Genomic DNA, 14,378 nt, shown 5'->3' on the forward strand with positions numbered 1-14,378 from the left:
AATATAAAGAAAACGAAGGAGACGATACTTTATGGATGCATTTGTGTTCCGAAACCCAACGAAACTTATCTTCGGTCAAGATCAAACGAACGCTCTCACTGAGGAGCTTTCGTCATTCGGTAAAAATGTTCTTCTTGTATACGGAGGAGGAAGCATTAAAGCCAACGGCTTGTATGACCGTGTCATCGAGCAACTAAACCGTGCTGGCAAAACAGTCATAGAGCTTGCCGGTGTGGAACCGAACCCGAGGTTGACGACGGTACGAAAAGGGATTGAGCTCATTGATGAACATCATGTTGATTTCATCCTTGCCGTTGGTGGTGGAAGTGTAATCGACGCAACGAAAGCGATTGCCGTTGGCGCCAAACACGAAGGTGATATTTGGAACGTCATTACAAAAAAAGAAACCGCACAATCTGCAATGCCATTTGGCACAATTCTTACCCTCGCCGCAACGGGATCAGAAATGAACGCGGGGTCTGTCATTACAAATTGGGAAACACAACAAAAGATCGGCTGGTCCAGCCCTTCCAGCTATCCGACATTTTCAATACTCGATCCGATAAATACAGTTTCTGCACCTCGTGACCATACGATGTATGGAATCATTGATATGATGACCCACGTATTGGAAGCCTACTTCCACCCAGCTGAACATACACCATTGCAAGACCGGATTTGTGAATCGATTTTGCAAACGGTCATGGAGCTGGACCCGAGCTGTTAGAAGACCTGACAAACCTTGATCAACGAGAAACGATTCTCTATTCAGGAACGATGGCGCTTAACGGCATTACGCAAATGGGAGCAAGAGGTGATTGGGCACACATAACCTTGAGCATGCGGTATCGGCCGTATCCGACATTCCTCATGCCGGAGGGTTGGCCATTTTGTTCCCTCATTGGATGAGAAAAAGCGTCGATGTGAATCCAGCAAGGGGCGCGCAACTCGCCGTCCGTGTGTTCGGTGTTGACGGGTCAGGCAAAACGGATCGAGAGACGGCACTAGAAGGCATTGATCGCCTCGCTTCGTTTTGGCTAAGCTCGGGGCACCGACACGACTCGCTGATTACGAGATTGGCGCCGATCAGATTGAACAAATGGCCGGCATTGCTGCTGCGAACGGACCGTTTGGAAACTACTTTGAAATGGATGAAGCAACCGCTTATGATCTGCTAAAGAAAGCATTGTAAACGATATAGTGCCAGGGACACTAACGCTCCCTGGCACTTCTTCTACTTTACTTAAGTCATACATAAGATAAAACGAAAAAATATTTTCGTTTTTATGTTGATTTTTGACCCGTGTTTCTCTCTTTACGTAGTAGAAAGGAGTGATTGCTTTGAAAGCTGATGCTGTATTTGAAGGCGGTGGCATTCGAGGAATTGCATTCGCCGGGGCATTTCTGCATGGAGGAACAAGGCGTAGAATGGGTCAGGCTCGCAGGGACCTCGGTCGGTTCCGTCGTTGCGGCACTGCTCGCAGCCGGTTATACGAGTAAAGAAATTCGTGCGATGCTTGAAACGCTTGATTATGAACAATTACGCGGTCGAACGTGGGTGAATCGTATCCCGATTATCGGCACACTATACAACTTACTCTTTCACCTCGGCATCTACAAAAACAACTACCTCGAATCGTGGGTCCATGAGCGCCTGCGAGAAAAAGGGATTCAAACGTTCGCCGACCTCCCTAATGAACGGTTAAAAATCATCGCTTCTGACATTACGAATGGCAGATGCTCGTATTCCCCGATGATCTGCCGCGCTACAACATGACACCTAAAGATCTGAATATTTCAAAAGCCATTATGATGAGTACGTCCATGCCTTTCTTTTATCGCCCGGTCGTTTGGAAAACGAAAAACCAAAAAAAGTCCTACATTATCGATGGAGGTCTGTTGAGCAACTTCCCGGTTTGGTTGTTTGATGTCGAAGATCCTGAATTCCCGACATTTGGCTTTCATTTCATTAAAGAAGAAATTCGGGCAAATGCAACGATCCCAACGCCGTTTCATCTTTTCCAAAATATATTCAGAACGATGATGCAAGCCCATGACCTTCGGCATTTCAATGAGAATACGAGTGAACGGACGATCAAAATCGATACCGGGGAAATTACCGCTACCGACTTTGAATTGAACCAAGAAGAAATGCAATTTCTATATCATTCAGGTTATGAGAGTGCACGCACATTTATGGAAGGTTGGGACTTCGAATCTCACAAATGGAAGCGAACGAAAACGAATCGTTAAAACCATCTTCCAATAAGGTCTTGTACCCATTGTACAAATGAAAATTGCTGATCTTCTTCTTCAGTAACCGTTTCTGAGGCTGCCTGAACTTGAAATGAGTCGAGCATCGGTCTAAGCGTCTGTCTAACGAGTACGTCATCTTCAGCATCACGGATGACTAACTGACCTTCATCAACTTCATGGGATACCTCGTCACCACGCGCTACTGTATAATACGCTCCTTGAACGACTTCGTATTCTTTTCCATCGTCTCCCTCAAAGAAGTCCCCTTCTTCAAGAGTTTGCGTTTCGTAGTTATGACCTGCATAGCGGAGTAACGCCCGTGTATCTTCGTATGAATCGTTCGCCGTTAAGGCATTCATGGTTACGACGATGTATTCATCATCTTCTATTTCTGCCATTGTTGCTAACGTGAATCCTGATTGGGAGACGAAACCATTTTTGACGCCAATCACCTCGTCATGATCTCTGACTAATTGATGGTGATTGTAGATCGTCGTCTCCCAGCTCTCACTTTCCCACTCAAATTCTTCAATGGCCGCCAACTCCCGAAATGCGTCGTTATTCATCGCATATTGGGTAATGATGGCCATATCTTCTGCGGTCGTATAATGATCCTCATCAAACAGTCCATGGGCATTCGTAAAGTGTGTATTCTCCACACCAATTCGTTCTGTTAAATACTCATTCATGACACGCTGAAACGCTTCTTCGCTACCGGCGAGGTGTTCAGCAATCGCGACACCCGCATCGTTACCGGAGTTAATGAGCAATCCTTTGATGAGCTGACCGAGCTCAATAACTTCACCTTCCATGAGGAATACCGTTGTGCCAACAGCTTCGGTGGCTGCTTCACTAATTTCGACAGAGTCGGTCCATTCTCCATATTCAAGAGCAATAATTGCTGTTAATATTTTCGTTATGCTGGCAGGAAACATTTGCTGCTCAGCTTGTTTATCGTAGATTACGTCTCCCGACTTGGCATCGATGACGATGGCGGTTTCACTTGTAATCGTTGGAGACTCGATTTCGGTTGCTTGTCCGATCGCAGGAAAAAACAACAAACCTAAGGCACTAAGTAATGCTACGCTTCGTTTAATAGTCATAACCACCCTGTAAACGACATGTTCTGCATAGCATTTTACCGCAAAACACATGGAACTTTAAATGACATTTTCATTACAAGGATCAAAAATACAGTACTAGAATAAGCATTGTTACACATATGTTGGAAGATGAGGAGGGGTTTTATGTATCTTCATACTGTACAGGCAGGCGAGACGCTCTCATCCATTGCTGCTGATTACCGTGTGTCGCTCACACAATTACTCCAACAAAATGCTGGGGTCAATCCGACGCAACTACAAGCCGGGCAAACCATACGTATTCCTGGACTGCCCGACCCTAGAACGATTCCGTATACGATTCGTGTTTCCATACAGAATCACACACTCACATTATTTCAAAACGGCGCATCGATCCGTGTGTATCCGATCACTGTCGGTCGCATGGTTACGATGACTCCGGTAGGGTCTTTTGTAATCGTAAATCGCCAACCAAACCCTGGTGGTCCATTCGGTACGATGTGGCTCTCGCTTTCTAAGCTTCACTACGGCATACACGGAACAAACGATCCAGCCTCAATTGGTCACTCCGTCTCCCACGGTTGCATCCGGATGCACAATGCCGACGTTAACGAATTGGCAAGCATTGTGCCTAATGGTACCCGTGTGACGATTGAGTCTTAATGACTCAGGCTTCTTTTAACTGGAGCTCAGATACGTTGTCATTAAGCTCATGGAGCACTTGCTTTAATTCATTTACAGCACGCTCAATCACTTGCGTATTCCTTAACTGACGATCCGTTTGTTCATTGCTTTCTTTTACCGTTTCACGGTATTGTTCAGACACATCAGTCATATTATTGACCTTTTCTAAAGCAGAATTTGCTTCGATGTTAATTTCTGATGTGTGTGCGAGTGATGTACGCAAATCGTCATGTAGCTCGATTAATTGCTTAGAGATGGCTTCGAAATATTGTTGTGTACGCTCCGATTGTTCAAAACCTTCGCGTGTTGTTTTTAAATTTTTGCTCATTCGTGTACTTAATGCATCCGTTTCAGACTGAATTTGTTGAATGAGTGTAATAATCGATCTTGCATTTTGGTCGGATTGCTCCGATAAAGTCCGAATTTCTTTCGCAACAACTGAAAATCCTGCTCCCGCCTCACCGGCTCGCGCAGCTTCAATTGCGGCGTTTAGTGACAAAAGATTCGTTTGCTCCGCAATCGACGTAATGAATGATGAAATCTTATTAATCTCTTTCGTCTTTTCGTTCAACTCGGTCATGCTGCTCGTCATCTCTTCTGTGCTCGTCGCAATCTCTCGAATGCCTTCCATTGTGCGATTCATCTCATGGGCACCTTCTTGCGACGAATGACTCGCCACACTTGCTCTTTCCTCAGTCTCCTTATTTCTTTGGATAATGGCTTCTGCAACTTCTACCACTTTTATGAGAGAGCCTTTACTCGCATAAGCGTTCTCCACTTGAGTAACAGCCCCTAGATCAATATGGGAAAAGGTCTCAACGGTGCGATTCGCTGATAGCTTAGCATCTGCAGATGTATGTTGAAGCTGTGCCACATTCGATGTCACCGCATCTGTCGTTGATGCGATGTTGCCAAGCAACGCTTTAATCACAGACTGATGACGTATTGTCTGTTCGTTCACTTCCTTTGCATGACGATTACGGACGACAATTTGAATCATTAGTGCACCCGAAGTTGCCAAAAGAAAAACAGCATGGATCATAAGCAAAGAAAATGGATATTGGTCTGTACCGCAAATGAGTTCTGGGAATGTGAAATAGCCGACAAAATGCTGGAGGGCAAAAATAATCGTGCTTACAATGATGAGGTGTAAGTGTGCATAATAGGCAAGAGCTGCCAACACCATAAAGATGGAGAAATGATATTCTACGAGGCCATCTCCAATGGCAATGATGGCAATGCTACTAAACGTTAGCGACAGCATAACGAGCCATTGGACCCACTTATACGCATGGCTTCTGAGGTGCACAATCAACGCCAAAACAAATAGTACAATCGGCAAAAAGAAAAGTACAGCGATAATGCCCGTGTACTGTCCTGTGCCAGCCCTGCCTGTTAAGAGTAAGTACGTATCAAGCCAACCGACATAACCATGCAAGAATGACACCAAACCCATAATCCCAAGTACAAATGCAGTAAAAGCCAACATTACTGTGTTTTCTTTACGTTTCACTAAACAACCTTCTTCCTAAGTCTTTATCCCTAATAATTACTATATATACCTAAATACTTACATTTGTAAACATTTATTTACAAGTTTTTATAGTATATCGTGCTATTTTTACTGATGAACAGTTTTGTAGGGGGGCTAATGGACCTCTCAGTTGTTAAGCGGCTGAACCCTTATGATCTAGACGAATGTTTTATATAGGTTGAGCTTTTGATTTTCCTATAGGAGCTTGATTTTCACTGCAGGCGAATGCTTTTATTCAAGGGTGACGTTGGTTCACCCTTTTGTCGACCGAGATCACTGAAAATTAGCTCCTCGTTCACATGAACGAGGAGCATGATTTATGAAGTAATTTCAAATGGGTGGTCACCTACGATGGGCAGATTTTCTCGAATTTGATCGTGAATGATATAGAATGAGCGTAAGATTTTCCTGATTTGCTCTGTGGGAATGGAGGGGTAGCGGGGTGCCATTTTGCGCGCTAGTTTACACGTTCTGCGCGCAAGTTTGCGCTTTTGACCGAATTTAGCGCCGATTTCACCAAACTTGCGCGCAGTTTGTTCCAACTGGAGCGCAGATTCCAGCATGAAGTGCCAACGATACGTCGGACCCATCGGGGCCGACGCCAAACCGGACTCGGTTCGGCGCGGCTCGCGCGACGTCATTTGGGTACTTCGAGGCGGAGATGTACACGTCACCCGGTAATCTGTTACCGAGTTTGCTCATTCTGTTCCCTAGTTTAAGAGAATATACCGCTTTTCCTACGCTTTCCCCCAACTTGGGAACAGTTCGTTCGTAACTCGAGCACAGTTTCGACTTTACAAGGCTTACTACTGGTTCTTGAACAAATTCTTTCGTTCAACTTATCTAAATCGCACTATAGGCGGTTCTATGATTCGATTCTTCGTTTCTATGGACAGATTTCCGACAAGATACTTCGTATAGAAAGCAACATCCACCCATAGATCGTTCTATGGGTGGATGTTCGTCCCGCGTCCGGCGCCAATGCTCAGAACTCATGTATGGAGGCGATGCTAAATCTTTAGCTTCGCATCACCTGGTAATTTCTAGGAGATTGGTGATCTAGATCACACCCGAAATGATCTAGATCGTTTTTTCTTGATTTCGGCACCGCAGGTGGCGACGGTCGCTTGTTTTTAGGGATATTTAGGAGATTGGTGATCTAGATCACGCCCGCCACCTAACTCACCGAAACAATCTGGACCGCTTTACGCACCCCCACCCCGACACTAGCTAATCTATAAATCTTCGTTTCTAGACCAAACGCCACTCAGTTTATTCATAGCACTTACTAAATACGTGGCTACATCGGGTCTACCCTGCTTTTCGAGGGTAGCTGAACTTAAAAAGATCTGCCACGGCCGAAGGCCGGGCAGATCGGGAAACGGTTTAGATCATGAGTTGTTTGTCTTCAATCACTGCGCGTAAAGACGAGTATACTTTTTGTTCAACGGTGATGCCGAGGTTGACCATCGTTTGGGCAACTTCTGGTCGAACGCCGCTGAGCACCGCCTCAACGCCGATTAGTTTCAAGGAATTCATGACTTTGAACATTTGACCTGCAACCATCGTGTCGATAATGCTCACACCGGACAAGTCGAGAATAATTCTGCGCAGCTGCATTTCCGAACCTTTCTCCAGTGCATTCGTCATTAAATACTGGGCACGATTCGTGTCAATTTCACCGATGATCGGAATGACACCTGTGTCTTTCGTTAATTGCACGACCGGGACGGAAAGCTCATCAATCGCATATTTCGCTGATTCGATGCTCCTATGGTAGTCTCGCATGTACGCTCGACTAACGATGAGCACCGCACTATCCATCACTTGACTAAATTGAAAGACGATATCATAAAAGTCATCAAGTGTAATGGCTTGCTTCTTTGCTTCATCGCGAATGATTTCACTGATGACGTTCCGGTAATACGCAATCTCATGTAAGCCCACGTCTAATGGCAACTGTAGTTGAACGAGGACGTTGGCCACTTGTGTACCCCATGATTGAATCGCTTCTTTCGACTCCTCAGGCTCACTAACAATCGATTCGGCATATACTTCAATGAGTTTTACACGCCAAGGCGTTAGTTGCATCTCTTGCGTCGAGTCGCTAATGCTACTATGCTGCTCAGGCATCTCGGAGAGCTCGAACTTTCTACGAAGAATCTCGTCCATAATCGGCGATAGCAATTCTTGTGACTTTATCATGTAATAGACTCCATCTCTTGTGTCTTTTTGATTTCATTTTATCATGAAACACAAGAAGTGCAATTGTCTAGTCCATCGTTCGTTGGATCGTTTCAACTTCGGGTCGAATCGTTCCTAAAGCGCGGTTTGTGAGTCGACCTTGTTCGTGGAATTGAGCGACCAACTGTTCAAATCCACCAAGATGCTGACGAACCTTTTCCTCATCCCCTCTTTCTGCAAAATAATCGAGTGTTTTTAGGTGAAGTTGTAGCAAATGTGTAGCGATTGGATCGATGTCTCCTGCCTTTTCGTATTCAGTTACGAGCGTCTGGATCGTTTGAATACTTGCGGGGTTCAGTTGAACCTGAGCAGATACAAGTAGATGATCTGAGGCATGTGAATCGATCGTTTCGACCTCAGAAATCTCCATTCCTGGAGATGTTAGCACGTAATCAATTCTCCGATCTGGCGCCCCAGCAGGAAATGTGTACCCTTCCCCAACCCCTGCCACGTCCCACACATCAACAAATTGTTCAAACAGCGGGCCGAGCTCGGGGGCATACGGCATTGCATTTAGGTCACCGGTCAACACCGTGTTCGGGTGGGCAGCCAAAACGTCTTGCATATCGGTCACTTGCATTTCACGAACTGTCGGATCGCCTCGATAATCAAGGTGTGTTGAATAGAACCAAAGATTGGCATCTCCGACTCGAATACCAGCTTCTGGGAACCCTGGCGTGAGCGTAGGTTCCGGATTGGCGTCTTGGGTAGACAGCCTAGCGATTGAATGGTTGTATGTGTGAAGAAATGGATAGTCACTCAAGACTGCCAATCCAAACTGTCGGTCCGGTTCACCAGGGATGTCAGCGTCATACGTGTATATAGGCGCAAAAAACACTTCCATATCCAACAATTCAGCAAGACGAGTCGCCTGATCCTCAAAATCACTACGACTGCCCCAATGTACGTCCACTTCCTGCAAACCGACGACTTCCGCTTCAGACGCTGCAATGGTTTCTGCAATCGCCTCAAGACCTAGTCCTTCAGTTCCAGCTGCAATGTTGTACGTCGCCACAGTCACATCGTTTTCAGCCGAAACCCCGCGCGCATCGAAATAAAGAGCGGATACAACGACGAACACAGCCGGTAACACCCATCGTTTACTACTTTTCACACTCAACCCTCCTCCCAAGATTCGATCACTTCACTCGCGTGCGCTTCAAGAACCTGCGCCACATCTTCGTTGATTTGTCCCGAACGTGTAAACATATCAATCATTTGCAGAAAACTGTTCATATGTTGAACGACCTTATCAGAACGTTCTTGCTGTTCAAAGTGGTCGACCGCTGACAAATGAACGTTCATTGTCCGAATTACCGTGCGATCCGTTAGCCTTCCGCTCTTCTCGAGTTGCGAAACGAAAGTTTTCATATACGTTGCGTCAATGTGATAAGAGAGTCCATGTCCAAACTCATAATGATCAGGGATAGTCACCGGAAGTAACCCTTGTGGATTCACTTCTCCAGTTAGAATTTTGGCAACCGCTTCATGCGAAATCGCCCGGTTTCCGTAAGCGGCTATATAGGCATCCACGCCAGGGAATTCGGCAACGTCGTAAGGATTACGAGCGGCAGTGACAATGACAGGTTTTCCTACGGAATGTAAAGCGGTCACGAGCTGTTGTTGCTGCTCACTTAAATGCGCAGAATGGGTAACAATGACAACAACATCGTGAGCGGCAGCTTCATCTGCGGCAGCATTGATGTCTTCCTCTGTCGGCGCATCTGCTGTGTGAGCAATGGACGTATTAAACCCACGCACATTGAGATGTTCTTCTAACATGTTGGCATTGGCAATGTTTGGACCTACGACGAGAACATCATCTTTCATTTGTAACGGAAGAACATTGTCATTTTTCACGAGGGTAATGCTCTTGTCGGCAATGGTTGTCGCCTGACTTAAGTGATCGTCGTTGCCAATCACATCCAAGCCGTCAGGATGTTGATACGGATCGTCAAACAAACCTTGGTCTTGTTTTTGTTGAACAATTCGACTGACAGATTCATCTAAACGACTCTCGCTAATCTCACCGGAGTTCACCGCTTCCAGCACAGATTCATATGCGAGTTCAACATTTGGAGGGTTTAACAATAAATCAACTCCAGCCTTGATTGCCTCCACAGGCACTCGTTCTGGCGGTACGACGTTCGCCCCTGACATGCCAAGACTGTCTGTCACGATGAGCCCAGTAAAACCGAGTTCATCACGCAAAAGGTCTGTCAAAATTGGTTTTGACAACGTTGCTGGCAATCCAGAGTCGTCGAGGGCGGGCACGACAATATGCGCAGGCATAATTGCGTCCACACCTGCAGAAATCGCTTCTTTGAAAGGGGCGATATCTTCTTCAAATAAAGTTTCTAGATCTTTTTCAATAATTGGCAGGCCATAATGCGAATCTACATCCGTGTCCCCATGACCGGGGAAATGCTTTGCCGTCGCCATCACTTGTTGATCTTGGTATCCTTGAATTTGCGCAACCCCAAGATCTGTAACTAGCTCTGGATCTTCGGAAAATGACCGGATGCCTATGACCGGGTTAGCAGGGTTCACGTTCACATCTAACGTCGGGGCGAAATTCATGTTGATGCTAGCGCATGCAATTCTTTCCCTAAGATTTCTGCAGATTGGTGGGCATACTCAATAGCGCGTGTCGCGCCAACCGCCATATTCCCAGGTAATTCAGTTGCAGGATGCGTGACTCTAGCAACTGTCCCTCCTTCTTGGTCCGTCGAGACGAAAAGCGGAATGCCACCATTTTCAACGGAAATTTCTTGTATACCGTTGGATAGTGCGTTCACTTGCGTGGCGTCAAGAGGGGTGCCGATGTTGTCTGTCCAGTTGAAATAGATAATGCCACCGATGTGATAGTTTTCGATCACTTCTTTGAAATTCTTGCCCCCTCGATTATTGTTCATGTTGATTTGTTCATAGACGGGGTCTGTCGGTGTTTGCCCATACACGTGCACGATGAAGAGTTGGCCGACTTTCTCTTCGAGCGTCATGTCATTGATGATGGTTTTCACGTCAATATCCATTGGTTCTGCTCCCACCGCTTTAGAGGAAGGCATAACGACCGAGGCGATGACCATTAGGATGAGAAACGATCGGATGAATTTTGTCCACATTACCAGATCTCCTTTTTCTCAATTTTCTTACTAATTATCAGTAAAAGATTAGCATTTGCCTCATGTGTTGTAAAATTAGCGCACGCTTTTTTTCGGTCATATTCCCCAATCATTCGACCCATTCGTGACTTACGACAGTTCACATTTGATTGGATGCGGGGGCGTTCGCCAAGCTTCAACACGAACGCCGTCGAATAATTGAGAAGAAAATCAGTCAGGCTGTGGATTACAATTTCATTAAATCTCTTTCATCTTTACGCGAACTGCTATATATTTTTAGTCATGTGTTTGTTCTTCCCTCATATACTGCATAGGTGTGCTTACGGTTTTCCCGAAAGGACTTTCCACCTAATCTATCGAAAAAGCGTTTATTTTTGCACGTGTAAGGGGATAGAGGTAACGCATACTTACTATTGCGATGACTTAAACAAGTCGCAAATACGGAGGACTCGACATGAAAAAAATGAATATGCTGCTTTCAACTTCTGCGCTAATGCTCGTGTTAGCAGCTTGTGGTGATGAAGACACAGAAACGGATGCAGATGTAAATGAAGAAGCGACTCAAGAAGAGGAAACAGACGCTGAACCTGTCGAAGACGAAGAAGTAGATACAGAAACATCAGACAGCAGTGAAGCAGAGGAAATTCTAATGCAGTCTATGGAAGCAATGGAGCAAGTGAACAGCTTCCGCTCGGAAATGGATATGGACCAAACGATCAGTTTTGACGGTGAAGACATGGTGATGGATTCAAGCGCGGTAATGGAAGTGATCGTTGACCCGATGATGTTCTCACAAACGATGACGATGCCAGACCCTATGTCTGAAGAAGAAATGGAAATGGAACAATACATGGATGAAGATGGCACGCTCTATATGTACGATGAAATGAGCGGTGAATGGTTGAAAATGAGCGGTGAAATGATGGGTATGGAGAACTTAGAAGACTTCCAAATGGCTCCTCAAGACCAGCTTGAAATGTTGCTCGAATACGCAAATGAACTGTCCGTAGAAGATGAAGGTGATCGCTACGCCCTTACGATCGAAGGTTCAGGTGACGATCTTATGGAACTGACCCGCGAACTTACGCAAATGCAACAAGGTGACCAACAAATGGCTGCTGAAATGGATCAAATCTTCCAACAGATGGACATTAATGTGTTTGATTACGTGATCTACATTAATAAAGATACGTACTATCAAGAAGAAATGACCATGAATCTTGAAATGGAGATTGAAGAAGAAGGCGAAACAATGACAATGGTTCAAGAGACGCACGCAACCTTTTATGACTTCGATGAAGTAGAGTCCATTGAAATTCCACAAGAAGCTCTAGATAACGCCATTGATATGGGTGAGATTGAGCAAGAAATGCCTGAGTTTGACGAAGACATTGAAGATGATGAGCTAGATGTGGACGAAGAAGACACAGATAGCGACGAATAACAGACGATCTCACCGCCCCTGCTGGGGCGGTTTTTTGTTTCTCAAAAAATGATCCGATAAGTGATCCAAATGGGCATCCGCATCGTTAGCTATGGTATACGTACTTTTCAAATGATTGACGAGATTATTTCACAAATTCATTGAGGCGATATGTATGAAAGTAATGACACTGTTTACGCTCACTGGTTTTCTTGTCATTCTTGCAGCGTTTACGTTCGTCACGATGAACGCCCCCGATGCAGAAGATGAGGACGTAACTAGCCGTCCGGTCGCTCCTGAACGATCCGTTGAAGATGAAACGACCGACTCACACTCTGAAACCGCGCAAGAAGTGAGCCAACCCCGTCCACCAGCACCCGAAAACGTGGAGATTACGGGTACATTTCTCACTTGGCACGCCGTTCGTGAAGACGACATTCGCGGTTATCGAATCTACAAAGGCAGTGGCTCTAACTTTGAACCTGTGGCAACAGTTACACAAAGTGAAAGAAAAACGTATACCGATGATGACATTGACCAATTGGATTATTACGTGACGACGATCGCGGAAGACGGCACCGAATCTGAGCCTTCTAACAAAGTCTCTCAATAATTTTTTAAAAAAAATTTAAGAAAAAGTGATCCAAATCATTTTCGATTACGTTAGCTTAGGCAACTAGGCTTTGAGACATCGTCAGAAAAGCGAACACCAAGAACAACTTACATGTCAAAATCGATACTCTGACTGAGGAGGTGTTTTCCATGTTAGATGTAACCCAACTGCTAAATGATGTCCTAACTGAGAGTGGAAACGAATCAGGAAATATTACCATTTCACTAAATGTTCTATAAGAAAAGATAAGTATTCGTAGGAGGTGATTCTCATGTTCGATATCACGCAAATCTTGAACGATGTTCTTACTGAGAGTGGCACCGACTCAGCAACTTTCGATCTTGATTTCAAAGTATTCTAGTTGGAGCAACTTTTAATCTTATAAAGGAGGTGTTTTCCATGAACGACATTACGCAAATTCTTAATGATGTGCTTAACGGGAGCGGAAACGACTCGCTTAACACAGGCCTTGACTTAAACATTCTTTAATTCTTTTCAACCTTTTAGGAGGTGTTTCACTTGGATCTTACACAAATTCTTAATGACGTGTTGAACGATAGCGGGAACGACTCGCTTAATACGGGCATTGACTTGAATGTCCTATAAATTAAAACGAATACAGATAGGGAGGTGTTTTCCATGAACGACATCACACAAATTCTTAATGATGTACTCAACGGGAGCGGAAACGACTCCGGGAACATCGGTCTTGACTTGAATATTCTTTAAGTCTGTGAAACCTCTACGAAAATAAGAATAACAAAAACAACAAGGTGAGCGCAGGTCTACTTCTGTTCATCTTGTGAGCCGAAACAATCCTTTAACTTCGGAGGTGAGTATACATGTTAGATCTTACACAAATTCTTAATGGCGTGTTGAACGATAGCGGAAATGACTCGCTTAATTCAGACCTTGACTTGAATATCCTATAAATTCATTTGAATACAAACAGGGAGGTGTTTTCCATGAACGACATCACGCAAATCTTAAACGATGTGCTTAACGGGAGCGGAAACGACTCGCTTAACACAGGGCTTGACTTGAACATTCTTTAAGTCTGTGAAACCTCTACGAAAATAACACTAACAACGACAGCAACAAGGTGAGCGCAGGTCTACTCACGTTCATCTTGTGAGCCGAAACAATCCTTTAACTTCGGAGGTGAGTATACATGTTAGATCTTACACAAATTCTTAATGGCGTGTTGAACGATAGCGGCAATGAATCACTTAATTCAGACCTTAACTTAAACATCCTATAAATTCATTTGAATACAAACAGGGAGGTGTTTTCATGAACGACATCACGCAAATCTTAAACGATGTGCTTAACGGGAGCGGAAACGACTCGCTTAACACAGGTCTTGACTTGAACATTCTTTAAATCTTTTCAAACCTTTTAGGAGGTGTTTCTCTTG

At 44.8% G+C, this 14,378-nt stretch carries 10 protein-coding genes and 2 pseudogenes; 6 read left to right on the forward strand and 6 right to left on the reverse strand.

What is annotated here, in order from left to right; genetic code table 11:
- Window positions 1–31 precede the first annotated feature (31 nt).
- The 3 genes and pseudogenes from JCM19037_RS10170 to JCM19037_RS28455 all read left to right on the forward strand — a co-directional run bounded on the left by JCM19037_RS10170 (window position 32) and on the right by JCM19037_RS28455 (window position 2,253).
- A pseudogene (locus JCM19037_RS10170) lies at window positions 32–1,192 on the forward strand (iron-containing alcohol dehydrogenase).
- A gap of 216 nt (window positions 1,193–1,408) precedes the next feature.
- Window positions 1,409–1,777 (forward strand): patatin-like phospholipase family protein, encoded by a 369-nt coding sequence (locus JCM19037_RS28450; RefSeq protein WP_255357890.1) that lies wholly within the window; start codon window positions 1,409–1,411, stop codon window positions 1,775–1,777.
- Window positions 1,774–2,253, forward strand: coding sequence for a patatin-like phospholipase family protein (locus JCM19037_RS28455; protein WP_255357891.1), 480 nt, complete (start codon window positions 1,774–1,776; stop codon window positions 2,251–2,253). Before JCM19037_RS28450 ends, JCM19037_RS28455 begins: the two co-directional genes overlap by 4 nt.
- Here the strand turns inward: JCM19037_RS28455 and JCM19037_RS10180 are convergent.
- Window positions 2,250–3,359 carry a D-alanyl-D-alanine carboxypeptidase family protein gene (locus tag JCM19037_RS10180; protein WP_052363774.1) on the reverse strand — a complete coding sequence of 370 codons (1,110 nt, stop codon included), beginning with the start codon at window positions 3,357–3,359 and terminating at the stop codon, window positions 2,250–2,252. The two genes, JCM19037_RS28455 and JCM19037_RS10180, sit on opposite strands and share 4 nt — an antisense overlap.
- A 144-nt stretch (window positions 3,360–3,503) precedes the next feature.
- Between JCM19037_RS10180 and JCM19037_RS10185 the strand changes: the two genes are divergently transcribed.
- Entirely contained in the window at window positions 3,504–4,001 is a 498-nt protein-coding gene (locus JCM19037_RS10185) for a L,D-transpeptidase family protein (RefSeq protein WP_042400652.1), read from the forward strand.
- Window positions 4,002–4,005: 4 nt separating this feature from the next.
- Here JCM19037_RS10185 and JCM19037_RS10190 read toward each other — a convergent pair whose 3' ends face one another.
- The 5 genes and pseudogenes from JCM19037_RS10190 to JCM19037_RS30050 all read right to left on the reverse strand — a co-directional run.
- Entirely contained in the window at window positions 4,006–5,535 is a 1,530-nt protein-coding gene (locus JCM19037_RS10190) for a methyl-accepting chemotaxis protein (protein WP_042400655.1), read from the reverse strand.
- Window positions 5,536–6,942: 1,407 nt separating this feature from the next.
- Window positions 6,943–7,761: an STAS domain-containing protein gene (locus JCM19037_RS10200; RefSeq protein ID WP_042400661.1), complete on the reverse strand. Its 819-nt coding sequence runs from the start codon at window positions 7,759–7,761 to the stop codon at window positions 6,943–6,945.
- Window positions 7,762–7,828: 67 nt separating this feature from the next.
- Window positions 7,829–8,914: an endonuclease/exonuclease/phosphatase family protein gene (locus tag JCM19037_RS10205; protein ID WP_238544656.1), complete on the reverse strand. Its 1,086-nt coding sequence runs from the start codon at window positions 8,912–8,914 to the stop codon at window positions 7,829–7,831.
- 2 nt (window positions 8,915–8,916) lie between these two features.
- Window positions 8,917–9,630: a glycoside hydrolase family 3 C-terminal domain-containing protein gene (locus JCM19037_RS30045; protein ID WP_373900743.1), complete on the reverse strand. Its 714-nt coding sequence runs from the start codon at window positions 9,628–9,630 to the stop codon at window positions 8,917–8,919.
- Window positions 9,631–9,843: 213 nt separating this feature from the next.
- Window positions 9,844–10,925, reverse strand: a pseudogene (locus JCM19037_RS30050) (glycoside hydrolase family 3 protein); the annotation flags it as partial.
- 454 nt (window positions 10,926–11,379) lie between these two features.
- On the opposite strand from JCM19037_RS30050, the gene JCM19037_RS10215 reads away from it, so the two are divergent.
- Together JCM19037_RS10215 and JCM19037_RS10220 are read left to right on the forward strand one after the other, a co-directional pair.
- Entirely contained in the window at window positions 11,380–12,369 is a 990-nt protein-coding gene (locus JCM19037_RS10215; protein ID WP_042400663.1) for a DUF6612 family protein, read from the forward strand.
- A gap of 154 nt (window positions 12,370–12,523) precedes the next feature.
- A complete protein-coding gene (locus JCM19037_RS10220; RefSeq protein WP_042400666.1) occupies window positions 12,524–12,961 on the forward strand; it encodes a hypothetical protein in 438 nt (145 codons plus the stop codon).
- Window positions 12,962–14,378: the final 1,417 nt, after the last annotated feature.

The sequence above is a fragment of the Geomicrobium sp. JCM 19037 genome (genome assembly GCF_000698105.1).
GTDB lineage: Bacteria > Bacillota > Bacilli > Bacillales > Marinococcaceae > Geomicrobium_A.